24 protein-coding genes are annotated in these 24,341 nt (G+C 56.4%); 18 read left to right on the forward strand and 6 right to left on the reverse strand.

Annotation, left to right across the window (positions count from 1 at the left end; all coding sequences use genetic code 11):
* The first annotated feature begins 13 nt into the window (after window positions 1–13).
* From ACSOSI_RS00950 to ACSOSI_RS00960, 3 genes are all read left to right on the forward strand, one after another.
* Window positions 14–238: a hypothetical protein gene (locus tag ACSOSI_RS00950; RefSeq protein ID WP_476706415.1), complete on the forward strand. Its 225-nt coding sequence runs from the start codon at window positions 14–16 to the stop codon at window positions 236–238.
* A 310-nt stretch (window positions 239–548) separates the two neighbouring features.
* Window positions 549–2,012 carry a serralysin family metalloprotease gene (locus tag ACSOSI_RS00955; protein ID WP_476706416.1) on the forward strand — a complete coding sequence of 488 codons (1,464 nt, stop codon included), beginning with the start codon at window positions 549–551 and terminating at the stop codon, window positions 2,010–2,012.
* 52 nt (window positions 2,013–2,064) lie between these two features.
* Window positions 2,065–2,442, forward strand: coding sequence for an AprI/Inh family metalloprotease inhibitor (locus tag ACSOSI_RS00960; protein ID WP_017891291.1), 378 nt, complete (start codon window positions 2,065–2,067; stop codon window positions 2,440–2,442).
* A 37-nt stretch (window positions 2,443–2,479) separates the two neighbouring features.
* On the opposite strand, the gene ACSOSI_RS00965 is transcribed toward ACSOSI_RS00960, so the two are convergent.
* Window positions 2,480–3,106, reverse strand: coding sequence for a lysoplasmalogenase (locus tag ACSOSI_RS00965; protein ID WP_012004683.1), 627 nt, complete (start codon window positions 3,104–3,106; stop codon window positions 2,480–2,482).
* Window positions 3,107–3,371: 265 nt separating this feature from the next.
* On the opposite strand from ACSOSI_RS00965, the gene ACSOSI_RS00970 reads away from it, so the two are divergent.
* Genes ACSOSI_RS00970 through ACSOSI_RS00990 form a run of 5 tightly spaced genes read left to right on the forward strand, consistent with a single transcriptional unit; the run spans window position 3,372 to window position 8,517 of the window.
* A complete protein-coding gene (locus ACSOSI_RS00970; protein ID WP_135345177.1) occupies window positions 3,372–3,629 on the forward strand; it encodes a YtcA family lipoprotein in 258 nt (85 codons plus the stop codon).
* Between the two features lie 6 nt (window positions 3,630–3,635).
* Window positions 3,636–4,679, forward strand: a complete 1,044-nt coding sequence (gene mdtN, locus ACSOSI_RS00975) for a multidrug transporter subunit MdtN (RefSeq protein ID WP_135344749.1) — start codon at window positions 3,636–3,638, stop codon at window positions 4,677–4,679.
* Between the two features lie 9 nt (window positions 4,680–4,688).
* Window positions 4,689–6,638 (forward strand): FUSC family protein, encoded by a 1,950-nt coding sequence (locus tag ACSOSI_RS00980; protein ID WP_476706417.1) that lies wholly within the window; start codon window positions 4,689–4,691, stop codon window positions 6,636–6,638.
* A 5-nt stretch (window positions 6,639–6,643) separates the two neighbouring features.
* The gene (locus tag ACSOSI_RS00985; RefSeq protein ID WP_476706418.1) at window positions 6,644–8,128 is read left to right on the forward strand and encodes an MdtP family multidrug efflux transporter outer membrane subunit; all 1,485 of its coding nucleotides are present in this window, start codon (window positions 6,644–6,646) and stop codon (window positions 8,126–8,128) included.
* Window positions 8,129–8,151: 23 nt separating this feature from the next.
* Window positions 8,152–8,517 carry a DUF2500 domain-containing protein gene (locus tag ACSOSI_RS00990; RefSeq protein WP_476706419.1) on the forward strand — a complete coding sequence of 122 codons (366 nt, stop codon included), beginning with the start codon at window positions 8,152–8,154 and terminating at the stop codon, window positions 8,515–8,517.
* 1 nt (window position 8,518) lies between these two features.
* On the opposite strand, the gene ACSOSI_RS00995 is transcribed toward ACSOSI_RS00990, so the two are convergent.
* Together ACSOSI_RS00995 and rsmD are read right to left on the reverse strand one after the other, a co-directional pair.
* Window positions 8,519–8,791, reverse strand: coding sequence for a DUF1145 family protein (locus tag ACSOSI_RS00995; protein ID WP_006317223.1), 273 nt, complete (start codon window positions 8,789–8,791; stop codon window positions 8,519–8,521).
* The gene (gene rsmD / locus ACSOSI_RS01000; protein WP_012004690.1) at window positions 8,781–9,401 is read right to left on the reverse strand and encodes a 16S rRNA (guanine(966)-N(2))-methyltransferase; all 621 of its coding nucleotides are present in this window, start codon (window positions 9,399–9,401) and stop codon (window positions 8,781–8,783) included. The genes ACSOSI_RS00995 and rsmD overlap by 11 nt, the downstream gene beginning before the upstream one ends.
* Before the next feature lie 223 nt (window positions 9,402–9,624).
* On the opposite strand from rsmD, the gene ftsY reads away from it, so the two are divergent.
* From ftsY to rpoH, 4 genes are all read left to right on the forward strand, one after another.
* Window positions 9,625–11,283 carry a signal recognition particle-docking protein FtsY gene (gene ftsY, locus ACSOSI_RS01005; protein WP_476706420.1) on the forward strand — a complete coding sequence of 553 codons (1,659 nt, stop codon included), beginning with the start codon at window positions 9,625–9,627 and terminating at the stop codon, window positions 11,281–11,283.
* A gap of 5 nt (window positions 11,284–11,288) precedes the next feature.
* On the forward strand, window positions 11,289–11,960 hold the full coding sequence (ftsE, locus tag ACSOSI_RS01010) for a cell division ATP-binding protein FtsE (protein WP_012004692.1): 672 nt from the start codon (window positions 11,289–11,291) through the stop codon (window positions 11,958–11,960).
* On the forward strand, window positions 11,950–12,903 hold the full coding sequence (ftsX, locus tag ACSOSI_RS01015) for a permease-like cell division protein FtsX (RefSeq protein WP_012004693.1): 954 nt from the start codon (window positions 11,950–11,952) through the stop codon (window positions 12,901–12,903). The genes ftsE and ftsX overlap by 11 nt, the downstream gene beginning before the upstream one ends.
* A gap of 316 nt (window positions 12,904–13,219) precedes the next feature.
* Window positions 13,220–14,077 (forward strand): RNA polymerase sigma factor RpoH, encoded by an 858-nt coding sequence (rpoH, locus tag ACSOSI_RS01020; protein ID WP_012004694.1) that lies wholly within the window; start codon window positions 13,220–13,222, stop codon window positions 14,075–14,077.
* Between the two features lie 59 nt (window positions 14,078–14,136).
* On the opposite strand, the gene ACSOSI_RS01025 is transcribed toward rpoH, so the two are convergent.
* The 3 genes from ACSOSI_RS01025 to panM are packed head-to-tail and all read right to left on the reverse strand — an operon-like array spanning window position 14,137 to window position 17,787.
* Window positions 14,137–16,194, reverse strand: coding sequence for a hypothetical protein (locus ACSOSI_RS01025; protein WP_476706421.1), 2,058 nt, complete (start codon window positions 16,192–16,194; stop codon window positions 14,137–14,139).
* Entirely contained in the window at window positions 16,181–17,398 is a 1,218-nt protein-coding gene (locus ACSOSI_RS01030) for a DUF3142 domain-containing protein (RefSeq protein ID WP_476706422.1), read from the reverse strand. Before ACSOSI_RS01030 ends, ACSOSI_RS01025 begins: the two co-directional genes overlap by 14 nt.
* Window positions 17,395–17,787 (reverse strand): aspartate 1-decarboxylase autocleavage activator PanM, encoded by a 393-nt coding sequence (gene panM, locus ACSOSI_RS01035; protein ID WP_012004697.1) that lies wholly within the window; start codon window positions 17,785–17,787, stop codon window positions 17,395–17,397. The genes ACSOSI_RS01030 and panM overlap by 4 nt, the downstream gene beginning before the upstream one ends.
* Before the next feature lie 406 nt (window positions 17,788–18,193).
* On the opposite strand from panM, the gene ACSOSI_RS01040 reads away from it, so the two are divergent.
* From ACSOSI_RS01040 to ACSOSI_RS01065, 6 genes are all read left to right on the forward strand, one after another.
* The gene (locus tag ACSOSI_RS01040; protein ID WP_012004698.1) at window positions 18,194–19,309 is read left to right on the forward strand and encodes a branched-chain amino acid ABC transporter substrate-binding protein; all 1,116 of its coding nucleotides are present in this window, start codon (window positions 18,194–18,196) and stop codon (window positions 19,307–19,309) included.
* Window positions 19,310–19,425: 116 nt separating this feature from the next.
* Entirely contained in the window at window positions 19,426–20,352 is a 927-nt protein-coding gene (gene livH / locus ACSOSI_RS01045; protein WP_012004699.1) for a high-affinity branched-chain amino acid ABC transporter permease LivH, read from the forward strand.
* Window positions 20,349–21,632, forward strand: coding sequence for a high-affinity branched-chain amino acid ABC transporter permease LivM (locus ACSOSI_RS01050; protein ID WP_135314713.1), 1,284 nt, complete (start codon window positions 20,349–20,351; stop codon window positions 21,630–21,632). The genes livH and ACSOSI_RS01050 overlap by 4 nt, the downstream gene beginning before the upstream one ends.
* Window positions 21,629–22,396 (forward strand): high-affinity branched-chain amino acid ABC transporter ATP-binding protein LivG, encoded by a 768-nt coding sequence (gene livG / locus ACSOSI_RS01055; protein WP_012004701.1) that lies wholly within the window; start codon window positions 21,629–21,631, stop codon window positions 22,394–22,396. The genes ACSOSI_RS01050 and livG overlap by 4 nt, the downstream gene beginning before the upstream one ends.
* Before the next feature lie 3 nt (window positions 22,397–22,399).
* Window positions 22,400–23,101 carry a high-affinity branched-chain amino acid ABC transporter ATP-binding protein LivF gene (gene livF, locus ACSOSI_RS01060; RefSeq protein WP_012004702.1) on the forward strand — a complete coding sequence of 234 codons (702 nt, stop codon included), beginning with the start codon at window positions 22,400–22,402 and terminating at the stop codon, window positions 23,099–23,101.
* 42 nt (window positions 23,102–23,143) lie between these two features.
* A complete protein-coding gene (locus tag ACSOSI_RS01065) occupies window positions 23,144–24,331 on the forward strand; it encodes an aminotransferase-like domain-containing protein (protein WP_476706423.1) in 1,188 nt (395 codons plus the stop codon).
* Window positions 24,332–24,341 lie beyond the last annotated feature (10 nt).

Consider the following 24,341-nt stretch of genomic DNA (forward strand, 5'->3'; position numbering starts at 1 on the left):
GTCAAGCGGCGGGATGAGAATTATTGCTAACTGTGAGGCGGGCGTTATCGTGGGTGGCGCAAGGCCGTTAGACGAAAAAAGAAAATGGTATTCCCTTAGAAACTTAAAAGTCCCGGCGGCTAATAATAAAGAGTTATTAATCTATAACTCTTTAGCTAAATTTAACTTTTCGTCACTTAAAAGCCAGCACGATCCGCTTGCACCTGCAGGCCGCATTTTTGTTGAAGTTTGTTGCTAACTTGTGACCGTCAGGTTTCATTTAGATTGTAAGTATCGCCAAAAACCAGCATAACTCTCCTTCGTTATGAAAATATATAGCTGATTATTTTATGTTCAGTTTTGCGCACCTGCCTATAATTGGAATCGATTACCATTTATGGCGGTAATCTTATTTGCTGATATATATGCATTAATTCTATCTAACACACTGCCGGTAACGGCGCATAAGTCCCTTCCGGTTAATCGGCGGAACCTTCTCCGTGGCTGACCGGCAGGTTATGTCTATCTGTCTGATTGATAACGATCAGCTAATGAGTGGAATCGAACCAATGCAATCTACTAAAAAGGCAATTGAAGTTACTGAATCCAGCCTCGCAGCAACAGGATCTGGCTACAATGCTGTAGACGATCTGTTGCATTACCACGAGCGTGGCAACGGGATCCAGGTTAATGGCAAGGACTCATTTTCTAACGAACAAGCTGGGCTGTTTATTACCCGTGAGAACCAAACCTGGAACGGTTATAAAGTTTTTGGCCAGCCGGCTAAATTAACTTTCTCATTCCCGGATTATAAATTCTCCTCCACCAACGTCGCCGGCGATACCGGGCTGAGCAAGTTCAGCGCGGAACAGCAACAGCAGGCGAAACTGTCGCTGCAATCCTGGTCTGACGTGGCCAATCTCACCTTCACCGAAGTTGCCGCCGGCCAAAAGGCCAATATTACCTTCGGCAACTACAGTCAGGATCGTCCCGGCCATTATGACTATGATACGCAGGCCTACGCTTTCCTGCCCAATACCATCTATCAGGGCCAGGATCTGGGTGGCCAGACCTGGTACAACGTCAACCAGTCCAACGTCAAACATCCGGCCAGCGAAGACTATGGCCGTCAGACGTTTACCCACGAGATTGGCCATGCGCTGGGCCTGAGCCACCCAGGTGAATACAACGCCGGGGAAGGCAACCCAACCTACAATGACGTTACCTATGCCGAGGACACCCGCGAGTTCAGCCTGATGAGCTACTGGAGTGAAACCAACACCGGCGGTGACAACGGTGGGCACTACGCGGCAGCACCGTTGCTGGATGACATTGCCGCCATCCAGCATCTGTATGGCGCCAACCTGTCTACCCGTACCGGTGACAGCGTCTATGGCTTCAATTCCAATACCGGCCGCGATTTCCTCAGCACCACCAGCAACTCGCAGAAAGTGATCTTTGCTGCCTGGGATGCGGGCGGTAACGACACCTTCGATTTCTCCGGGTACACCGCCAACCAGCGCATTAACCTGAATGAGAAGTCCTTCTCCGACGTGGGTGGGCTGAAAGGCAACGTGTCTATCGCGGCGGGTGTGACCATTGAAAACGCCATCGGCGGTTCGGGCAATGATGTGATCGTCGGCAATGCGGTCAACAACGTGCTGAAGGGCGGCGCGGGCAACGACGTGCTGTTCGGTGGCGGCGGGGCAGATGAGCTGTGGGGCGGTGCAGGCAAGGATATCTTTGTCTTCTCAGCGGTCAGCGATTCCGCGCCGGGCGCTTCCGACGTGATCAAGGATTTCCAGAAAGGCACTGATAAAATCGATCTGTCGTTCTTCAATCAGGGCAAACAGAGCGGTGACCAAATCCACTTCGTCGATCATTTCAGTGGCTCTGTGGGTGAAGCGTTACTGACTTACAACGCTTCGAATAATGTCAGCGATTTGGCGCTGAATATCGGTGGCCATCAGACGCCGGACTTCCTGGTGAAGATCGTGGGTCAGGTAGACGTCACCACTGATTTTATCGTGTAACAGTGAAGATAACGCCCGGCGCAGTCTGGCCGGGCGTTATGCGGGAGCCGATATGAAAGGCAGCTTGGCGCGTACCGCCATAATGGCGGGAAATATGATGGTAACGGGGGCAGCTATGGCCAGCAGTTTGGTTCTTCCTTCCGCGCAGTCTCTGGCGGGTCAATGGCAAGTCGCCGATGCGCAGCAGCAATGCCAGATCGAATTTCTGGCCAGCGAACAGAGTGCAACCAACGGCTACCCATTGATTGATCGGCAAAATTGCCTGAAAAAAGTGTTAACGGCTGAGGTGGTCGGCTGGCGTCCGGCACCGGATGGCATTGCTTTACTGCAGGCGGACGGCAGCACGCTGGCTTTTTTTTCGCGGGATGGGGACGTTTATCGTAACCAACCTGGCGCAGATGGCGGCCTGACGCTCAAGGCTCTGGCTTAGTAGCAGCGGGTTCGGCAGCCGAACCCGCCCTGAGTCACTACAGGTATAGCGAACGGACAATCAGGAAATGGCCGGAGAAATAGCAGAAGGCCACCAGCGCATCGGCCGCGCGGAAGCTAAAGCGATAGCGATTAAGCAGCCAAATGACGTTGGCCAGCAACAGCAGTGAGGTCCCTGCCAGCAGTGAGAAACCGAAATCGGTGCTGCGCATGAAATACTGTTCCCCTGCCAGCCACACCATTAGCAGCGTCATTGCGACCAGGGTGGCAATCGGCCAGCGCATCTCTTCCAGCCGGGTCCAGATGGTCGCCAGCAACAGCACGCCAATCACCAGCAGCGCCAGTGGCAGTGGCCAAAACAGGCTGAAGGTCATCTGACTGGCAAAGCTCAGGGTATACAGCAGGCTCGACAGGAAAAATGCGCCGATGGCGTACAGCACGCGTTCACGCGGCAGCAGCAACAGAGCGTCGCCGAGCAGCGTCGCCAACAGGCCGAGAACGATCAGATAGCCTGCCGCACCCAATACCGGCGCTTGCCAGGCCAGCAATAACAGCAGCAGCAGAGTAACAGGTTTAAATACCCAACGTTGCCAGCGTGGCCCACGGTAGGAGGCGTCGACGAACAGCCAACCGGAAAAGAATACGGCAAGGAACGGCCAACTCATATGTCTTCCTTATTCATTATGGGAGCCACAGCCTCCGGCTCCAAATTGTCACCAGTGTCACTTCCTGATTGCAGTGTAGGCAGCAGGCCTGTAATCGACAACGCTTTCTTGCGTATGGACTGTAACCTATTTGAGGTTGCAATAAATGGACTTTAGTTTCCGATTGCCAGGTTAAATACGCCGCAGACTTTTATTTGCGGGTAATGCTGTTTAGACTCCACTTCAGAAAAGAAAATATCAGGGATAGCGTTTGAAACATATTTCCATGCTGGTTCGGCTGCTTGCCGTTTCAAGCGTTTTTTCACTCACCGGTTGTTCATTCTCACCGGCAATACCGGTATTCGGTGCAACATTCCCCGGCTGGTTCTTTTGTTTGCTGGGCGGCGCATTCTTGTTGATCCCCTGCCATATGTTGATTGTGCGTAAAGGCTGGCAGGCGCGTTTTTCACCGCTGGTGGTGAGTTACCTGGCGCTGATGTTCCTGTTTGCCGCGATCCTCTGGTTCTTACTCTTTGTTAAGTAAACATCTATGACTGATTCCCGTTCCAGTGTATTACGCAAAAAGTGGCCATTGCTGGTCATCGTTCTGGCCGCTATCGTTGCGATGATCTTGTTGATATGGCAGCTACAGACTTCGCCGGAAACCAACGACGCTTATGTCTATGCGGACACCATTGACGTGGTTCCGGAAGTGAGCGGACGCATTACCGAGATGCCCATTCGGGATAATCAGCGGGTGAAAAAAGGTGATCTGCTGTTTCGTATCGATCCCCGTCCTTATCAGGCTATGCTGGACGACGCCATCGCCCGGTTGGCCACGCTGGATGCCCAGATTGGGCTGACGAATCGCACCGTCAAAGCGCAGGAGTATAACGCCCAGTCCGTTGCCGCCGCCGTAGCCCGCGCCCAGGCGTTAGTTAAACAGACGACCTCCACCCGCACTCGCCTTGAACCTCTGGTACCTCAGGGATTCGCTTCTCAGGAAGACCTGGATCAGGCCAGAACGGCAGAAAAAGCGGCGCGGTCAGAACTGGCAACCACCCAATTGCAGGCGAAACAGGCGGCCGCGGCGGTCACCGGTGTGGATGCGATGGTCGCACAGCGGGCAGAAGTGATAGCCCAGATTACGCTGGCTGAACTGCACCTGGAATATACCGAGGTCCGGGCTCCCTTTAATGGCGTGGTGGTGGCGCTGAAGACCACCGTCGGTCAGTATGCCTCCGCTTTAAAGCCGGTATTTACCTTAATGGATGACGATCACTGGTTCGTCGTCGCCAACTTCCGGGAAACCGACCTGCAAAATATTCGCGCCGGCGTACCGGCACGGATAACGGTAATGACCAATCACTCCAAAACTTTTGACGGGGTGGTGGACTCTATTGGCGCCGGTGTCTTGCCCGGAGAGGGAGGCAGCGTGATCGGCGGTTTGCCGCTTATCCAAAAGAGCATTAACTGGGTTCATGTGTCGCAACGTTTCCCGGTGAAGATCGCAATTACTCATCCGGACCGTCAGTTATTGCGCATGGGGGCGTCCGCCAGCGCGGTTCTATTGCCCCGAACCGAGTCTGAGTAAGGGCGGCGTGTGCAGAATATCTGGCAATATCTGAGCCGAGAGTTACACGCCACGCCTGGCAGGGGGGGTTATACCCTGCGTTTGACGCTGAGCTGTGCGGTGTTGATCACGTTGTTTATGACGCTGCAGATCCCTTTCCTGGCCGTGGCGCTGATCGTGGTTTTCTATGTCAGCCAGCAAAACGTCCTGATGATCAAACTGATCGGAATAGTTTTCTTGATCACCATCAGCGTCGCCATCGGCGGTATCCTGCTGATTTTCAAATGGACCTATGATTATCCGCTGATACGGCTGGTGGCTTCGACGCTGCTGTTTTTCTGTGCCATGTATCTGATGAGGGTGCTGGGCAAGCTGGGGTTGGCATTTTTTGTCGTCGCTCTGTCGGTGATTTATGCCCAGACATTCCCTTCCATGACCAGCGAAAGCGAAGTTCTGGTTCGGCTGTTACTGTGGCTGTGGGTGGCGATCAATACCGCTATTTTGGTTACGCTGCTGGTTAATGCCTGTTTTTATCAGGCCTTTCCCGGCTATCAGTTCAAAGCCCTGCTGGCGCAGATGCTTCGCCAAACGTCTGCACAATGGGCCCGTTTGGGCGACAACCTCAAGCTGGAAGGGCAACCGAAGCTGCTGGATGTGGCGGCGCAATTTTCCCGTTTGCAATTGCTGCATAAGCTGGCGGGCCGTTCCAGTGCCGAAATCAGCAATGATCCGCAGAAATGGCAATTGCTCATGGCGGCGGCCAGCCGTTGTTACCACCTGACTGCGCTGCTTCAGCAGGATGAAAATGACCCGCATCTCCAACAACAAGCCCGGATGATCTCTGGCGTACTGGCCGATTTGGCGGAACATCTGGATAGCGAAGTTGTACCGGCTCAAATGGAGATGCCGGCTGCAAGCGACAGCGCAAACCTGGCCATTCTGCTGGAAATGACTCGAACCTTGACTTGTCTGGCTCGGGGCGAGGCGATTCCCTTGCCAACTGAAGGGCAGGTGAAAGAGCCTTTGCTGTTACCGGATGCCTGGTCAAATCCGGCCTACCTGCACTTTGCCCTGAAGACGCTGCTGGCGACCTTGATCTGCTATGTGTTTTATACTGCGACAGACTGGCAGGGGATACACACCATTATGTTGAGCTGCGTTATTGTGGCCCAGCCAGGGTTGGGGGCCACTATGCAAAAGACTCTGTTGCGCATTGGCGGAGCGTTGCTGGCTACGCTGCTGGCGCTGGTATGTATCGTATTTATTCAGCCCCATACGGACTCCCTCACCGGGTTGCTGGCGATGGCGCTGCCGGTTATGGCTCTGGGAGCCTGGCTGGCGGCCGGCTCCGAAAGAATTGCCTACGCGGGTATCCAGATCGCCTTTACTTTTTCCCTGGCTTTCTTCAGTTGGTTCGGGCCGTTGTATAACCTGACGGAATTGCGCGATCGGGTTATCGGTATCCTGCTTGGGGTATTGGTTTCATCGATTGTCCATCTTTACCTGTGGCCAGACAGTGAGGCACCGCAGTTAAAAACGCAGTTGGCGCGCCTCTACCGCCAAATTGCCGACTATCTGACGGCAAAAGAGGATGAAGCTAATATAGCGCCGCTGTTGCAGACCTTGATGAAAACCGAAACGCTGATCGGCCGGGTCTCTGCAGAACCTTTCAATACCTACGCCCACCCCTACCCGCAAGCGAAACGCTGGCCGATTAACGCCGCTTTTATGCAGGCTCAGGAAATTGTGCGGTTGAGCGAAGGATATCGGCTGTACATGGCGCCAAGGGATACTTTCCTGCCCCAGTGCGCGCAGCTGTTGCGCAGCTACGCCGATAACATAGAGCAGCCTGGCGCTGCTGCAATATTGACGCCGGTGGGGCGAGACAGGCCGATAAATCCTTTTTTATATCCTCTGACACAGGCGATGCAAACTTTGCCTGACTGGCGGCAGCCTCATCTTTCCGAGATTAAGCAATGAAAATTATGATGATGGCAGGAGGCCAGCCGCGTCTCGCGGCGCTAGTGCTGAGTTTGAGCCTGCTGCTGAGCGGGTGCGCATTAATTCAGGACGATCCCGGTCAGGTGACCATAGTCAATCCGCAGCAGGCGCAGTTATCGCAGGTGATTCATTTGGCTCACAGCGGGTGGCCGGCGGCCAACTGGTGGGAGGGCTATCATGATGCTCAGCTCAATATGCTGGTCAACCGCGCATTGCAAAACTCACCGACCATGCAGGCGGCTCGCCTGCGCATTAGTCAGTCCCAATCTTCGGTCGAGCTGGCTCAGGCGGCCCAGGGGCTTCAGGCCGTGGGGGTAGCGGCCCAGAATCGGGTGAGAGTGACCGATCGCAACTTTACCTGGCCCTACTCATTTTCGCTGCCCGCGGACCGCAATGGTCCCTGGTATACGCTCAATACCGTCGGCGTGGGTGCCACCCTGGATATCGATCTATGGGGGGCGGATCGCGCTCAGGTAGCTGTCGCCATCGGGGAGAAAAATGCCCGAACCGCGGAGACGGCCGGTATCGAACTGGATCTTGCCAGCAGTGTCGCACAGCTCTATTTCGCCATGCAGAGCAGCTTCCAGAAGATTGCGCTGCTCAATCAGTTGGAGTCCATTGCCCGGCTATCGGTGCAGGCCCACGAAAACCGCGCCGCACGCGGGTTGGAAGATAGGGTTGATATTGCCAACGCGCAGGCTGAACTGCTGGCGGCGCAACAGCAGGTGATTACCGAACAGGGGATGTTGACCCAGTATCGTGAAACGTTACGCGCCCTGATAGGGGCAGATGCGCATAATATGCCGAGTATTCATGCTGTTGACCTGCCGGCGCTGCAGGAAACCTTACCAGCTTCCTTATCTTTCGAACTGCTGGCCAGACGTCCGGACCTGCAAGCATTGAGCGGCTACGTGACCGCCTCTTTAAGCCGGGTCGATGCGGCCAAGGCGGCCTTTTACCCGCATTTTGATATCAAGGCCTTCTGGGGATATAACGCCTTAAGCGTGGGTGACCTGTTTAAATACTCCTTCCAGCAGATCAATATTCTGCCCGGCTTGCAGCTGCCGTTGTTCGATGGCGGCCGACTGAACGCCAATCTGAAATCGGTTCGCACGGCCAGCAACATTCTGATAAAACAGTATAATCAGGCAGTACTTGATGCGGTGCGTGATGTGGCAATCAGCTCGAGCCAACTCAATGATCTTAACCAGCAGGTCATGCTGCAGCAGCAGAAAGTCATCGCCGCCATGGCCACTACGGAGAGCGCGGGCGCTCATTACCAGCGCGGGTTGGCCAGCCGCTATGCTGCCGAGGAAGCCCGGCGAGCCACTATCGCGCAGCAGTTGCTGTTACTGGATATTCAGGCGCAACGGCTCAGCACCGACATTACGCTGATAAAGTCGCTGGGAGGCGATTATCGTGGCCAGCCTGCGACCCGCGATGCGGTAAGCACTGCCCAACCGCACTAGATTCTGAACCTTTGGGAGCCAAGATGAGCAAACCGCCGCTGTTTTTTATCGCCGTGATAGCACTGATCGCCGTACTGGCCACGCAGCGCTATTTCAACCAGCGCCGATCTGAGGCGGAAAACGACCGCGCGCCGGTCCGCAGCCTGCAGGTTACGGTGAGCGAGAAGCGTGAATTCCCTGCCTCAAATAACCGTTCACGCCAGCGTGAGCACATCGTCAATGAAGCAATGCGGTATGAAGTGGTGTTCCACCCGCAGCGTGGGGGAGAGGACATCACCCTGCGGCTGAAACAGCAGCAGTACCACCCTATTGAGAAAGGGGCGCAGGGCATGTTGATGGTGCAGGGCACGCGTTTTGTGTCATTTACTGCTCAGTCGGCGCCGCACTAAGCTATTTTCTTTTGATTGGCGGCTGCTTTTTCTGCCAGGCCAGCAGTTCGAAGACGCCAAAGATAAAGATCTTGGCTTCCTGCCAGTAGCTTATCGGCTGATCTTTAGGCTGCGTGGATTTCAGCAGTACCAGCTGTAGCCCGTGCATCACCACCATAAAGAACAGCGCCACGTCGATGAAATACTTCAGCGGCTTGGGAAAAGGGTGAAACAGATTGGAGAGCAGAAAGCCCCATACGCACAGCATCAGCAGGCGACCCAGATTAATCAGCATTGTCGGTTTTCTCTTGAGAGCGAATATAAAGACGGTAAGCCACCTGACCGGCGACTTTTTCACGGTGTAGCTGCCAGTTGGCCGGAACGTCGGTGGCGGCGCTTTCGGCTTCGGCCTCTACGTAAATCCAGGCCTCATCGGCCAGCCAGCCCTGCTGCTCCAGCAGCGTGACGGTTTCCGCCAGCAGCCCTTTGCGAAAAGGCGGATCGAGAAACACGACGTCAAACGGTTGGGCATTATTCGCCAGCCAACTCAGCGCGTTGGTGTTGACCACATGGCCTTTGCCTTGCAGCAGCGCCAGATTCTTTTCCAACTGCTGCGCCACCGGGCGTTCAAACTCCAACAGCGTAACGCTGCCGGCATAGCGGGACAGCGCTTCCAGGCCGAGCGCACCGCTACCGGCGAAACAGTCCAGGCAGCGCGCGCCCTGGATCACCGGCGCCAGCCAGTTGAACAGGGTTTCACGGACGCGATCGGTGGTTGGACGTAGCCCAGGGCTATTTGGCACCGGCAGTTTCCGCCCGCGCCATTGGCCGCCGATAATACGGATCTGCCCGGCCGCAGCCTGAGGCGGTTTTTTTGCCGACGCCCGTGGCGATATTCTTGTCATAGGATTGGTTTATTTCTGTTTGGGGCGGTGAAGGCCGCACAAGTTAGCGAAAAGTTGCCTCTATTCTACCGGTGAGACGCGCCGGGGGAAACGGTAAAACTTTGTTGCCTGATTTCACAGTGGAAAGCATACCGGATGCGTGTTGCTGGGCGAGGGAAAGTGATAGACTCGGCGGAATAATTGTCAGCATAAGCAAGCCTTCGGTACGGAGTAGAGTCATAACATGGCAAAAGATAAGAAACGCGGGTTTTTCTCCTGGCTGGGCTTCGGCCAGAAGGAAGAAGAGCAACAGCAACCTGAGACGGCGGTAGAACCGGCGGAAAATCAGGCCGTGGAGACCCCGGCTGAACCGGTTGCTCCCAAGCTGGATGACCAACTCCCCGCCCAGGAATCTGAACCTGCCGCCTCCGTAGAAACCCCAGGAGAATGGGACGGCAGCCTGACCGGCGAGCATATCGCAGAAAGCGTGCCGGTGGTTGCCGAGCACTCTGCAGCGGCACAAGCGCTGGCGGAAGAGATTGTTACCCTCACCGAACAGGTGGCGGCAGAGCAGCAGCCGGTGACAGAGGAAGAGATTGCCGAGCCGGTTGCCGAGGTTGAACCTGAGCCGGTGGTGGTGATTGAGCCGGAAGCGATTGTCATACCTGAACCAGAATGGGTTGAGCCTGAGCCGGTTATCGAACCCGAGCCGGAAGTGATTGCGCCTGAGCCTGTTATCGAGCCTGAGCCAGAACCGATTGCGGTGCCTGAAGTGGAGGCGATCGAGCCTGAACCTGAGGTTATCGCGCCAGAGCCAGAGCCAGAGCCAGAGCCAGAACCAGAACCAGAACCAGAACCAGAACCAGAGCCTCTGCCGGCCAGCGTAGCGCTGGAACCGATTATCGTCGCTCCGGCCATTATTGAAGAACAACAACCTGAGCTGCTGGCCCCTGCGGTGACTCAGGAGCAGGCACGCCCGACCAAAGAAGGTTTCTTTGCCCGTCTGAAACGCAGCCTGGTGAAAACCAAGCAGAATCTGGGCTCCGGTTTTATCGGCCTGTTCCGCGGCAAAAAAATCGACGACGATCTGTTTGAAGAGCTGGAAGAGCAGCTGCTGATTGCCGATGTCGGCGTGGAAACCACGAGTAAAATCATTACCTCTCTGACCCAGCACGCCAGCCGCAAGCAGTTGAAAGACGCCGAGGCGCTATACGGCAAGCTGAAGGAGGAAATGTCTGAAATTCTGGCTAAAGTTGATCAGCCGCTGGATGTTGGCGGTAAAAACCCGTATGTCATTCTGATGGTTGGGGTGAACGGCGTGGGTAAAACCACCACCATCGGCAAGCTGGCCCGCCAGTTCCAGGCGGAAGGCAAATCGGTGATGTTGGCGGCGGGGGATACCTTCCGTGCCGCGGCGGTGGAACAACTGCAGGTATGGGGCGAACGTAACCGGATCCCGGTGATCGCGCAGCATACCGGTGCTGACTCCGCTTCGGTGATTTTTGACGCGGTACAGGCCGCCAAGGCTCGCGGCATCGACGTACTGCTGGCCGATACCGCCGGACGTCTGCAGAATAAAGCGCATCTGATGGAAGAGCTGAAGAAAATCGTCCGCGTTATGAAAAAACTGGACGACCAGGCCCCCCATGAGGTTATGCTGATTCTTGATGCCAGCACCGGACAGAATGCTGTCAGCCAGGCGAAATTATTTAATGAAGCCGTAGGCTTAACCGGTATCACACTGACTAAACTGGACGGTACCGCCAAGGGCGGGGTGATCTTCGCCATTGCCGATCAGTTCGCTATCCCGATTCGCTATATCGGCGTTGGGGAAGGCATCGAAGATTTGCGGCCGTTTAAGGCCGACGATTTTATTGAGGCACTTTTTGCCCGAGAGGATTAATACGGATGATTCGCTTTGAACAGGTCAGTAAAGCTTATCTGGGCGGACGGCAGGCACTGCAGGGGGTAGATTTTCATCTGCGCCCGGCAGAGATGGCGTTTCTGACCGGCCATTCCGGCGCGGGTAAAAGTACCCTGCTGAAACTGATTTGTGGCATCGAACGGCCGAGCGCCGGCCATATCTGGTTTGGTGGTCACGACATCAGTCGCCTGAGAAACAGTGAGGTGCCGTTCCTGCGTCGTCAAATCGGCATGATTTTCCAGGATCACCATCTGCTGCTGGATCGTACGGTGTATGACAACGTGGCGATGCCGCTGATCATCGCCGGTGCCAGTACCGAAGACATCCGCCGCCGCGTTTCCGCCGCGCTGGACAAGGTCGGGCTGCTGGATAAGGCCAAAAACTTCCCAATCCAGCTTTCCGGTGGTGAGCAGCAGCGCGTGGGTATTGCCCGTGCGGTGGTGAACAAACCGGCGGTGCTGCTGGCGGATGAGCCAACCGGTAACCTGGATGATGCGCTGTCGGAAGGCATCCTGCGTCTGTTTGAAGAATTTAACCGTGTTGGTGTGACCGTGCTGATGGCCACCCATGACACCGGGCTGATTGCCCGTCGTAATTACCGCACTCTGCGCCTGAGCCAGGGTCGTATGGCTGGAGGAGCGCATCATGGCGAATAACGCAAAAACCGCCAAGAGCAAAGCGCTGCGCGGGGGCTGGCGTGAACAATGGCGTTACGCCTGGATGAACGCCATCAAGGATATGCTGCGCCAGCCGTTGGCAACGTTGTTGACGGTGATGGTGATCGCCATTTCTCTGACGCTGCCGAGCGTGTGTTACATCGTCTGGAAAAACGTCAGTACCGCAGCGACCCAATGGTACCCGACGCCACAGTTGACGGTTTATCTGGATAAATCCCTCGATGACGACGCCGCGGTGAAAGTGCTCGATGCCATCAAGGCGGAAGCCGGCGTCGAGAAAGTGAATTACCTGTCGCGTGAAGAGGCCCGGGGCGAATTCCGCAACTGGTCTGGCTTTGGCGGCGCACTGGATATGCTGGAAGAGAACCCGTTGCCGGCGGTAGCCATCATCACGCCGAAAATGAGCTTCCAAAGTTCCGACACCCTCAACACCCTGCGCGATCGCGTAGCCGCGGTACAGGGCGTGGATGAGGTCAGAATGGACGACAGCTGGTTTGCCCGCCTGGCGGCGCTGACCGGGCTGGTGGGCCAGGTGGCTGCGATGATCGGCGTGCTGATGATTGTGGCGGTGTTCCTGGTGATCGGCAACAGCGTGCGGCTGAGCATCTTCAGCCGTCGTGACACTATCAACGTGATGAAGCTGATCGGTGCGACCGACGGCTTTATCCTGCGGCCGTTCCTGAACGGCGGGGCAATGCTGGGCTTCTTTGGCGCGTTGCTGTCGTTGCTGTTATCCGGCGGGATGGTGTGGCGTCTGGAGTCGGTGGTCACCGGCGTAGCCAAGGTGTTTGGCACCACCTTTACCCTGCACGGCCTGGGTTGGGATGAAGCCCTGCTGCTGCTGATTGTCTCCGCGATGATCGGCTGGATCGCCGCCTGGCTGGCGACGGTGCAACATTTACGTCGATTTACACCACAATAAAGTTTTTTTGGTATACTCTTCTCCTGCTGCTCCGAGCGTGTTGCGGGAGAAGAGCTACCGGCACCAACCCAAGCCCCATTCAGTCTCTTCTTTGCGCACAAATTCCCTATCGGCCTGAGTCTTCGTCACGTATTGTCATGCACAATGTGATCGAAAAACTGTGAACTAATAGGGCGGAACACGGTCAAAATCTGCAGCAAAATGTTATGGTGCCCGGCGTGTGGACCGCTTTTGCAATAGCAACTGCCGTAGAATCAATTATTTCCCCGCCGTGATAAATCACCTGCATGACCTGTTTTTTCAAGAGAGGGTTTGAATGACCAAAGAAATGCAAACTTTAGCTTTAGTGCCCCAGGGCAGTTTGGAAGCCTATATCCGGGCCGCCAACACCTATCCGATGCTGACGGCAGAGGAAGAGCGGGAGCTGGCTGAACGGCTGCATTATCAGGGCGATCTGGAAGCCGCTAAGCAGCTGATCCTGTCTCACCTGCGCTTTGTCGCTCATATTGCCCGCAATTACTCTGGTTACGGCCTGCCGCAGGCGGATCTGATCCAGGAAGGTAATATCGGCTTGATGAAAGCTGTTCGCCGCTTCAACCCAGAGGTTGGGGTGCGCCTGGTTTCCTTTGCGGTGCACTGGATCAAGGCAGAAATTCACGAGTACGTACTGCGCAACTGGCGTATCGTCAAAGTTGCTACCACCAAGGCACAGCGCAAGCTGTTCTTTAACCTGCGTAAAACCAAGCAGCGTCTGGGCTGGTTCAACCAGGACGAGGTGGAATTGGTGGCCCGTGAACTGGGCGTGACCAGCAAGGACGTACGCGAGATGGAATCCCGCATGGCGGCACAGGATATGACTTTCGATCCAACGCCGGACGACGACGCCCGTGAAGGCCAGTCGATGGCGCCAGTGTTGTACCTGCAGGATAAAAGCTCTGACTTTGCCGAAGGTATCGAAGAAGATAACTGGGAAAGCAACGCCGCAGACAAACTGGCCTACGCGATGGAAGGCCTGGACGAGCGTAGTCAGCATATTATTCGTGCCCGTTGGCTGGACGACGATAACAAGTCCACGCTGCAAGAGCTGGCCGATCAATATGGCGTTTCCGCTGAGCGTGTCCGCCAGTTGGAAAAAAATGCCATGAAGAAACTGAAAATGGCGATCGAAGCCTAATCCCGCGTAAGCGTTAAAAAGCCCGGCTAGCCGGGCTTTTTTGTGCCTGAAATTCGGCGCTATGGCGTAACGGCAGCGAAGTCTGGCGCCGGGCAGCTATAGCCAAACTTGTTGGCCCAGGGATAACGAGACCCGGTGTTGATATAGCGCTGATACAGTGCCTGACCGGTTTTTGCATCACGTTTTATCACCCAACCGGCGGCATTGCACAGCACGGCGGCATAGGTCTGGCTTTTTGGCGGCAGCAAATCGGCAGCCTGCTGGGCCAGGGTGACGGCCTGCCAACGATAGTGCAGGAAGCGGTTGTCCTGTGGCGGCAGTGCCGCTTTGGCCCGTGCCGCTTCCGCGCTGCTGATCCAACTCTTATGTTTGAGTTCGCGAGTATCAAACGCATCTCCCAGATAGGAATAACCTGCGTCATAAATCGCGTAATCCGGCGTCATCTCATAGCCGGTGAAGGTTAGCCCTTGTGTGCGCAGTAGCGTGGCCGCCTGATAATAGGCTTTGGCGCGTGCCAGTTTGTCGGCGGTTTTGTCCTGCGCTGTTTTCAGCGTATCGGCGTACTGCTGCGCCACCTGACGATAGTTCGGGATGTCGAAATAGCCCATGGCCTCTTGAGGACGTCCGGCACGCATCAGCCGTCGCGCCAGCAGCTCGCGCAGTTGTACCTCTGGCGTAAGTGGCTGACCGTTGTACTCGTCCGGATTGACCGGTTTTAGCGGCGTAGTTGGCGCTGGCGCATGTTTATCGACAAAGCCTTTCAGCTCGTCGACGGTCAGCACCCGTTCGGCTACGTCGGCGACGTCAGCCCAATAAATCTCTTTACCGCGATACAGGAAATCCATTGCCTGTAGATAGTCACCGCGATCGAGTGCCAGGATCGCCTGCTCACCCGCCACCCGACACTCGGGCACAATGGTTTCTTGCACAAAGTCGGCATTGCGCTGCTCGCCCCAGCTTTCACTGGATGGGAAAGCGGCCGCCGCTTTGGCGTAGTTTGCGGTAGCGGCTTTCACATCACCGTCACGCAGCGCCATCTTGGCTCGTAGCCACCAGGCCAGGCCACTGTCACCGGCGTGTTTCAGCAGGCTGGCCGCCATCGGATATTGCCCGGTGCGGTAGGCCAATGCTGCCAACCGGTCGCTGCCGTTGAAGCCGTTTTTCACCGAGGCGTCCAACAGCGTCAGAATTTGGCTGATAATCTGCGTTGAGCGGCTACCGGTGCCGTCCGTGTCGGCCATTTGCAGATTACTGCTGCGGGCGAACAGTTCGATAGTGACCAATTGCTGGATCAGCGGATCGGTAATCGCCTGTTTTAGCGTATCGAAGTGGTCAGGATTGACCAGATAACTGGAAACGTACTGCAACGACAGTCCACCGTTTTGATCGCCCTGAGCCGCCTGCTGGGCATACAGCCGCGCCGCTTGAGTCACGTCATTGAGCCACAGGTGGATACGTGCCTGCTGGCCGAGACTGCTCAGCGCCAGTTGATCCGGATCGGCCGTGCCGCTTTTCACTCGCTCAATCACCTGCTGGAAAGCCGCCAGCGCTTGCTCCAGCTGCGGTTTTGCCGGGTGTTTGGCCGTCGCAGCCGGTTCGCCACTTTCGTTCTCTGGCGTGCCGTGATCGCCCATCAGCAGTCGGCCGAGTGAGTATTGCGCTCGTAGCCCCCAATCGCCCTGTTCTGCAGCGGGTAGCGCCAATACCTGCTGGAAGTATTCGCCGGCCCGCGGATCCTGGCCGGCAAAGGCCACTGCGCCCAGTTGGTACAGGCGAGCGGCATCAGACAACCCCTGAGTATTGACCGCATCGGCCTCTTCAACGGTTTTTGCCGCGCGCATTTTGCCGATGATGATGGTTTCTGGCGACAGAGGCATCGGTTTCGGCGGCATGGGCGGCGGTGGCGCTTTCCATTGCGGTAGTTGCTTATCTATCGCGACCAGGCGGCCGGCTTCAAAGGCAAAATTGCCTTCCGGCATATACAGCAGTGTGCCATTGCGATCGACCAGCAACCGGTTAGGGAAATCCGGTCCGCAGGCGTAGCCGTTAATCGGCAGCGCCAACGCTGAGCCGATCAGGGCCGCCAGTGGGAGAGTGCGAGCATTAAGGTGTGACAAGGGTGCCTCCTGGCGTCAGTTGTTGGCAGCGCAGCCAGCCCAGTGGCCGGGATTGCCCGGCACGTAACTGGTCGCCGCTAATCAGGACAAAGCGTTGCCGTTGAGGCTCACTTTCCAGCCGGTAGTTGCCCGCGGCATCCGCCGCCAGACAGTCGCTGGCGGTGATGGCAATTTCATGGGGCAGCGGGGAATCAATCGGCCCATTATTGTGAAGTATTAGATCATTGAGCCCATTTTGCTGTGGCTGAGGACTAATTTTTACCAGCCAGTTGACGCTGAGCGGTTGGTTTTCAATCACTGCCCGCAGCGTCGTCAATGACCAGGCGCGACGATCGTCCGCCAGCGGCAGCCGGAACCAGATAATGCCACGCAGGTGCGGCGTGGTTTGCGCGTTCAATTGATGCAGAAAATCAGCTATCTGCTGCGGCGCGACCGTCAGCTCTCGCGAAGTCCCGGCCACGCGCAGCGAGGCTTCGCTTTCAACCTGCGCGCCCTGCTCATCAAACCCCACCAGACCCATGCCGTAGGCGGGCAAGGCCACCCGGAAGGGCTTCGTCGTCATTTTCGCGTACTGCTTGACCCAGCGCAGTGCCAGCGGGCCGGAAAATAACCCTTGCTGCGGCGACAGCACCGCATGTACCTGCAGTACCGAACTGTCCACCTGTTGTAATACGCCGGGCAGCGCTGCTGAGCCGATCCAGGTCGGTAAGGCGGTAATACCCAGTTGCAATGAGCGAGGCAGCTGCTGGCGCAGTTGTTGAAGGAAATGCTGATAGTCGGGCAGGCGAGCGGTGGCGGCGTCGTGATCTATTTCAACGCCGATGACCTGCAACCCGGCGGCCTGCCACTGTTGCACCTGCTTTAGCAGGCGCTGGCGAATGGCGGATTCGTCCAACTGCGCCAACTGCCCATCCAGACGCACGACCAGCCACAGCGGGCGGCCATCTTGTTTCAATAATGGGAGATTAACCGGAATTTCACGCCAGCTTTCGCGCGGATGTACCTGCAAACCCAGCACCCGCAACGCAGAGAAAAGATCGCGGCTTTGCGCCAATGCCGCAGCATGTTGCGGCGTCCAGACGCGTTGCCAAACGTAGGCCTGGTTATCCCAGGCTTGCTGCAGTTGCAGTGCCTGCAGGCGGCCACCGAACCAGGCGATGAATGCCAGTGCCAGCATTAATAGCGCCATTAGCCCGCGTTTCATTGCTGCCAGAGTTCGCCTTGCTGAGTGAAACCGCAGGCGCGCATAAAGTTATCCACTTCACCGCGTTCGCGCGCTGTCAGACCGGCGGTTGAAAGCTGCCAGTGCGTTATCTGCGGCAGTTGACGCTGGGCGTCCTGCACCAGATACAGCCCGACGCCGCGACGGCGTGTCACCTCACGCACCAGTAAATCTTGCAGTTGGGCATGCTTACCGTTCAGCTCGATTTTCACCGCACCGAGCAGCCGTTCGTTGAAGCGGGCTGCGAACAGGGCTTTATCGCCGCTCAACCCGCTTTGCCACTGCTCCGGCTGCTGATGCGGCCAGATTTTGCCAAGATCGATAAGGTCTTGCGGGGACAGTGTGGTTAATCGTTCTATAGTTAATTTCATGCAGGATTTCCGAACGGCTAATCGATGCCGACAGTGTAATAGATCTTGCACAGAGCGTTGTGTAAGTTTTTCTGTACGATTACTGCGCGAAATGTTTTTTGCAAGACGCATTTTCCGAGTAAATATGTAGTAAAGCGATCGGGAACCAGCATAACGCGCTGCGCCTGATGCAAAACAGCGCAGATTTAATCCGGATTTTATGCTGTTTACACCGCTTGTTCCTGATTGTGCAAGTTGATTTGCAGCAGAAAATTCCTGTTTAATGGCATGAAAAATAAAGTCTTATTAGAAAATATTGCCGCGAAAACACCTAAATCATTATTACTTATGAATAAAAGCAGTAAATAAGGGTCAGGTGCAGGCAAACACAACAGGTACGTTCACAACGACAGATGGGGATTTGCGGATGAAATTAACAAAAGGTAAGGCATTGTTGGCTGGCTGTATCGCGATGGCAATCGGGCATGCGGCAATGGCAAAAGACATTAAGGTGGCGATCGTCGGGGCGATGTCCGGCCCGGTCGCACAGTATGGCGATATGGAGTTTACCGGTGCCCGTCAGGCAATTGCCGATATCAATGCCAAGGGTGGCATCAAGGGCGATAAGTTGGTTGGTGTGGAATACGACGATGCCTGTGACCCAAAACAGGCGGTAGCGGTGGCCAACAAGGTGATCAACGACGGTATCCGTTATGTGATCGGCCACCTGTGTTCTTCCTCGACGCAGCCGGCTTCCGATATTTATGAAGATGAAGGCGTGATCATGATTACCCCGGCGGCCACTAACGCCGATCTGACCACCCGTGGTTACAAGATGATCATGCGTACCACCGGCCTGGACTCCGATCAGGGCCCGACCGCAGCCAAGTACATCCTCAGTGAAATCAAACCCAAGCGTATTGCCGTGATCCACGACAAGCAGCAGTATGGCGAAGGCCTGGCACGCTCGGTACGCGACAGTCTGAAAAAACAGGGTACCGACGTGGTGATGTTTGAAGGTATCACCGCCGGCGATAAAGATTTCTCCACTCTGGTGGCACGCCTGAAGAAAGAGAACGTCGATTTTGTTTATTTCGGCGGCTACTACCCGGAAATGGGCCAGATCCTGCGCCAGGCCAAACAGGCCGGGCTGACCACCCGCTTTATGGGACCAGAGGGGGTGGGCAACTCCTCACTGTCTAACATCGCCGGTGCGGCTTCCGAAGGCATGCTGGTGACCTTGCCGAAACGCTACGATCAGGTTCCAGCCAACAAACCTGTGGTCGATGCGCTGAAAGCCAAGAAACTGGATCCGACCGGGCCGTTTGTCTGGACCACCTACGCCGCACTGCAATCTCTGACCACCGGGATGGAGCGCAGTGGCAGCCAGGAGCCGGCCGATATCGTCAAGGATTTGAAAACCGGCAAGCCGGTGGACACCGTGATGGGGCCGTTAAGCTGGGATGACAAGGGCGATCTGAAAGGCTTCGAGTTCGGCGTGTTTGAATGGCATGCAGACGGCACATCAACACCAATCAAATAAGCCATAATCATCAGGGTAGGGTGCAGTTCTGCTGCGCCCGCGGGCCGGCTTGCCGGCTCCGTATCCCTTTACCTGAATTTTCTTCGCGTTCAGGTTTCGCAGCCAAGGGTTAGAGTATGTCAGAGCAGGTTCTCTATTTTCTGCAGCAGATGTTCAACGGCGTCACGTTGGGCAGCACCTATGCATTGATCGCCATCGGTTACACCATGGTCTACGGCATCATCGGCATGATCAACTTCGCCCACGGCGAGGTGTATATGATCGGCAGCTATGTCTCCTTTATTGTTATCGCCGCCCTGATGATGGTGGGCATCGACGTGAGCTGGTTGCTGATTGGCGCCGGGTTCCTGGTGTCGATCGTCATTGCCAGCGCCTACGGCTGGAGCATTGAGCGGGTAGCCTACAAGCCGGTGCGCAACTCCAAGCGTCTGATCGCGCTGATCTCCGCCATCGGGATGTCGATATTCCTGCAAAACTACGTCAGCCTGACGCAGGGCTCGCGCGATTTGGCGCTGCCTAGCCTGGTCACCGGCCAATGGGTGTTGGGTGAAAGTAACGGTTTTGCCGCCACCATCACTACCATGCAGTTGATTATCTGGGTCGTCACCTTCCTGGCGATGCTGGCGCTGACGATATTCATTCGTTATTCCCGCATGGGCCGCGCCTGCCGTGCCTGCGCGGAAGATTTGAAAATGGCCAGCCTGCTGGGCATCAACACCGACCGGGTTATCTCGCTGACCTTCGTGATTGGCGCGGTGATGGCGGCAGTGGCCGGCGTGCTGCTGGGCCAGTTCTACGGAGTGATTAACCCATACATCGGTTTTATGGCAGGCATGAAAGCCTTCACTGCGGCGGTGCTGGGCGGGATCGGCAGCATTCCCGGCGCAATGATTGGTGGCCTGGTACTGGGCGTGGCGGAAGCGCTGACCTCGGCCTACCTGAGCACCGAATATAAAGACGTGGTGTCGTTCGCGCTGCTGATCGTGGTGTTGCTGATCATGCCAACCGGCATCCTTGGGCGTCCGGAGGTTGAGAAAGTATGAAACTCAATCTGCTCAATGCGTTGATCGCCACGCTGGTGCTGTTTGTGATGGCTTCGTTCCTGATGGGGATGCAGCTGAGTCTCGACGGAACCAAACTGGTGGTTCATGGCGCGGCGGAAGTTCGCTGGATGTGGATCGGCATTGGCTGTGTCATCGTGTTTTTCTTCCAATTGTTGCGTCCGTTGATGCAGCAAGGGCTGAAAAAAATCTCCGGCCCGTCATTCGTCTTACCGAGCTTTGATGGCACCACCGCGCGCCAGAAGCTGCTGGCCGCGGCGATCATTGTCGCGGCGGTCGCCTGGCCGTTCCTGGTATCGCGCGGCACGGTGGATATCGCCACCCTGACGTTGATCTACGTGATGCTGGGTCTGGGCCTGAACGTGGTGGTCGGCTTGTCCGGCCTGCTGGTGCTGGGTTACGGCGGTTTTTATGCCATCGGCGCCTACACCTATGCGCTGCTGAACCATTACTATGGCCTCGGCTTCTGGGAAAGCCTGCCGCTGGCGGGCATCGTCACCGCCATCTTCGGTTTCCTGCTCGGTTTCCCGGTGCTGCGTCTGCGCGGCGATTACCTGGCGATTGTGACCCTGGGCTTTGGTGAGATCGTGCGTATCCTGCTGCTGAACAATACCGAGATCACCGGCGGGCCGAACGGTATCAGCCAGATCCCAAAACCGACCTTCTTTGGGCTGGAGTTCAACCGCAGCCTGCGCGACGGCGGCTGGGACACCTTCCACAACTTCTTTGGCCTGAAATACGATCCGAGCGATCGCATTGTGTTTTTGTATTTGGTGGCACTGCTGCTGGTGGTACTGACGCTGTTTGTGATCAACCGCCTGCTGCGCATGCCGCTGGGCCGCGCCTGGGAAGCGCTGCGCGAAGATGAAATCGCCTGCCGTTCACTGGGCCTTAACCCGACCAAAATCAAGCTGACCGCCTTTACCATCAGCGCCGCCTTTGCCGGTTTTGCCGGTACGCTGTTTGCCGCACGTCAGGGCTTTGTCAGCCCGGAATCCTTTACCTTTGTCGAGTCGGCCTTCGTGTTGGCGATCGTGGTTTTGGGTGGCATGGGATCGCAGTTTGCCGTGATCCTGGCGGCTATTCTGCTGGTGGTATCGCGTGAAATGATGCGCGATCTGAACGAATACAGCATGTTGCTGCTGGGCGCCCTGATGGTGTTGATGATGATTTGGCGGCCACAAGGGTTGCTGCCGATGAAGCGGCCACAGCTGAAACTGAAAGCGGCGGATATCCACGCGGGCAAGGGGGAACAGGCATGAGTATGCAACCTTTGCTGAAGGTCGAAGGGTTATCGATGCGTTTCGGCGGCCTGCTGGCGGTCAATAACGTGGCGCTGGAACTCAATGAAGGCGAGATCGTTTCGCTGATCGGCCCAAACGGTGCCGGAAAAACCACGGTATTTAACTGTCTGACCGGTTTCTACCGCCCAACCGGCGGCACCATTAAACTGCGCGAACGTCATCTGGAAGGGTTATCCGGCCAAAACATCGCTCGTATGGGCGTAGTGCGGACTTTCCAGCATGTGCGGTTGTTCCGTGAAATGACGGTGATCGAAAACCTGCTGGTTGCGCAGCACCAGCATCTGAAAAGCGGCGTTTTCGCCGGGCTGTTGAAAACGCCGGCCTTCCGTCGTGCCGAAGCCGACGCGCTGGAACGTGCGGCGGTGTGGCTGCAGCGGGTTGGCCTGCTGGAGATGGCTAACCGCTCGGCGGGCAACCTGGCATACGGCCAGCAGCGGCGGCTGGAGATTGCGCGTTGCATGGTTACCCGGCCGGAGCTGCTGATGCTCGACGAGCCTGCGGCGGGTTTGAACCCGAAGGAAACCGACGAACTGGACCATTTGATTGTCGAGCTGCGTAATCAGCATAAGGTGTCGGTGTTGTTGATCGAACACGACATGAAGCTGGTGATGGGCATTTCCGACCGCATCTACGTGGTGAACCAGGGTACGCCGCTGGCGCAGGGCACTCCGGCAGAAATCCGCAACAACCCGGACGTGATCCGGGCTTATCTGGGCGAATAAATTATGTTGTCATTTAATCAGGTATCCGCCCATTACGGCAAAATCCAGGCGCTGCATCAGGTCAGCCTGAACATTAAGCAGGGTGAGATAGTCACGCTGATCGGAGCTAACGGCGCCGGTAAAACTACGCTGCTCGGCACGCTGTGCGGTGAACCCCGTGCCAGCGAGGGCAGCATCACTTTCCTCGATCAGGATATTACCCAGTGGCAGACCTCGCGCATCATGCGTGAGGCGGTGGCTATTGTGCCGGAAGGGCGACGGGTATTCTCGCGAATGACGGTGGAAGAGAATCTGGCGATGGGCGGTTTCTTTGCCGACCGTCAGCAGTATCAGCAGCGTATCGAAAGGGTTTTCGGCCTGTTCCCACGCCTGCTGGAGCGCCGTGCCCAACGTTCCGGCACCATGTCCGGCGGTGAGCAACAGATGTTGGCTATCGGCCGTGCGCTGATGAGCCAGCCAAAGTTGCTGTTGCTCGACGAACCTTCCCTTGGGCTGGCGCCGATCATTATTCAGCAGATTTTTGACATTATTGAGCAACTGCGCGAAGAGGGAATGACCATCTTCCTGGTGGAGCAAAACGCCAATCAGGCGCTGAAACTGGCCGATCGTGGTTATGTACTGGAAAACGGCCGCGTGGTGTTGGAAGATACGGGAGCCGCATTGTTAGCAAACGAAGCAGTTCGATCCGCTTATCTCGGTGGATAGTTTGTCCCAGTAACTAATAATAATCAGGAATGAGAAGAAGAAATGAACACAGAAGGGTTACTCGCGCAGCGCATCGTAAAAGTAAAAAGCTCGGCAATTCGTGAATTGCTCAAGCACAGTAAGATGGAAAACGTCATTTCGCTGGCGGGCGGCATCCCCTCTGATGCCCTGTTTGATTTCGAAGGTTTGAGCATCGCCACTCATCAGGCGATCACCGAGCAGCCGAAAAGCGCTTTCCAATATGGTTTGACCGAAGGCAGCCCGGTGCTGCGTGAGCGCATCTGCGAACTGTGCGCCCAGCGTGGTGTTTCTGCCACTGCCGAAGAAGTGATGGTCACGGCCGGTTCCCAGCAGGCGCTGGATCTGGTGATGCGTGCCATCGTCAATCCGGGCGATGTGTTTGTGGTGGAGCGTCCGACCTATCTGGCGGCGTTACAGACGCTGGAGCTGGCGGAGGCCAACATCATGTCGGTGTCGTCCGACAGCGATGGCATGGTGGTTGAAGAGCTGGCCGAACTGCTGAAAACCCAGCGCATCAAGGGCGTGTATGTGGTGCCGAACTTCGGCAACCCAAGCGGTATCACCCTGAGCGCACCGCGCCGCGAACTGTTGGTGAAACTGGCGGCCGAGCACAATTTCCTGATCATCGAGGATGACCCGTACGGCGAACTGCGCTTTACCGAAGAGCGCAACGCTACGCTGCACCAGATTTCCCAGCAGGTGCTGGGTCATACCGATAACATTATCTACACCTCGACCTTCTCCAAGATCCTGGCGCCGGGCCTGCGCCTGGGCTGGGCAATTTTGCCTGAGTTCCTGCTGCATAAAGTGGCGATCATCAAGCAGGCGGCGGATCTGCACGCCAGCGCGCTGTCGCAGAGCATCGTCGAATGCTATCTGGGGTTGGATCGTCTGGCGGCGCAGATCGAAAAGATCCGCGCGGCCTACAAGCACAAGGGCGAGATCCTGGCCGGGCTGGTGGAACAAGAGCTGGGCGACCATATCAGCTTCGATATGCCGAAGGGCGGTATGTTCCTGTGGGCGCGTTTCCGTCAGCCGTTTAACGCTACCGAATGGCTGAAAACCACCCTGCAGCAGGGCGTGGTATTCGTGCCGGGGGAATACTTCTTCTCAGACAACCCGGATCGTTCGACCTTCCGCCTGTCGTTCGCCACCGCGACCGAACAGCAAATGCAGGAAGCGGTCGCTCGACTGCGTCGTTCACTGTAATACCCACGGC

The organism is Serratia sp. AR11 (assembly GCF_056376275.1).

Bases quoted from the DNA above. Each gene is read 5' to 3' on its own strand.
- ACSOSI_RS00965 (WP_012004683.1), bottom strand. From the start codon at position 3,106: ATGAGTTGGCCGTTCCTTGCCGTATTCTTTTCCGGTTGGCTGTTCGTC.
- ACSOSI_RS01050 (WP_135314713.1), top strand. From the start codon at position 20,349: ATGAAACTCAATCTGCTCAATGCGTTGATCGCCACGCTGGTGCTGTTT.
- ACSOSI_RS00970 (WP_135345177.1), top strand. From the start codon at position 3,372: ATGCTGGTTCGGCTGCTTGCCGTTTCAAGCGTTTTTTCACTCACCGGT.
- mdtN (WP_135344749.1), top strand. From the start codon at position 3,636: ATGACTGATTCCCGTTCCAGTGTATTACGCAAAAAGTGGCCATTGCTG.
- ACSOSI_RS00950 (WP_476706415.1), top strand. From the start codon at position 14: ATGAGAATTATTGCTAACTGTGAGGCGGGCGTTATCGTGGGTGGCGCA.
- livF (WP_012004702.1), top strand. From the start codon at position 22,400: ATGTTGTCATTTAATCAGGTATCCGCCCATTACGGCAAAATCCAGGCG.
- ACSOSI_RS00960 (WP_017891291.1), top strand. From the start codon at position 2,065: ATGAAAGGCAGCTTGGCGCGTACCGCCATAATGGCGGGAAATATGATG.
- ACSOSI_RS00985 (WP_476706418.1), top strand. From the start codon at position 6,644: ATGATGATGGCAGGAGGCCAGCCGCGTCTCGCGGCGCTAGTGCTGAGT.
- ACSOSI_RS00990 (WP_476706419.1), top strand. From the start codon at position 8,152: ATGAGCAAACCGCCGCTGTTTTTTATCGCCGTGATAGCACTGATCGCC.
- rpoH (WP_012004694.1), top strand. From the start codon at position 13,220: ATGACCAAAGAAATGCAAACTTTAGCTTTAGTGCCCCAGGGCAGTTTG.
- ACSOSI_RS00995 (WP_006317223.1), bottom strand. From the start codon at position 8,791: ATGCTGATTAATCTGGGTCGCCTGCTGATGCTGTGCGTATGGGGCTTT.
- livG (WP_012004701.1), top strand. From the start codon at position 21,629: ATGAGTATGCAACCTTTGCTGAAGGTCGAAGGGTTATCGATGCGTTTC.
- rsmD (WP_012004690.1), bottom strand. From the start codon at position 9,401: ATGACAAGAATATCGCCACGGGCGTCGGCAAAAAAACCGCCTCAGGCT.
- ACSOSI_RS01065 (WP_476706423.1), top strand. From the start codon at position 23,144: ATGAACACAGAAGGGTTACTCGCGCAGCGCATCGTAAAAGTAAAAAGC.
- panM (WP_012004697.1), bottom strand. From the start codon at position 17,787: ATGAAATTAACTATAGAACGATTAACCACACTGTCCCCGCAAGACCTT.
- ftsY (WP_476706420.1), top strand. From the start codon at position 9,625: ATGGCAAAAGATAAGAAACGCGGGTTTTTCTCCTGGCTGGGCTTCGGC.
- ACSOSI_RS01040 (WP_012004698.1), top strand. From the start codon at position 18,194: ATGAAATTAACAAAAGGTAAGGCATTGTTGGCTGGCTGTATCGCGATG.
- ACSOSI_RS00955 (WP_476706416.1), top strand. From the start codon at position 549: ATGCAATCTACTAAAAAGGCAATTGAAGTTACTGAATCCAGCCTCGCA.
- ACSOSI_RS01030 (WP_476706422.1), bottom strand. From the start codon at position 17,398: ATGAAACGCGGGCTAATGGCGCTATTAATGCTGGCACTGGCATTCATC.
- livH (WP_012004699.1), top strand. From the start codon at position 19,426: ATGTCAGAGCAGGTTCTCTATTTTCTGCAGCAGATGTTCAACGGCGTC.
- ftsX (WP_012004693.1), top strand. From the start codon at position 11,950: ATGGCGAATAACGCAAAAACCGCCAAGAGCAAAGCGCTGCGCGGGGGC.
- ftsE (WP_012004692.1), top strand. From the start codon at position 11,289: ATGATTCGCTTTGAACAGGTCAGTAAAGCTTATCTGGGCGGACGGCAG.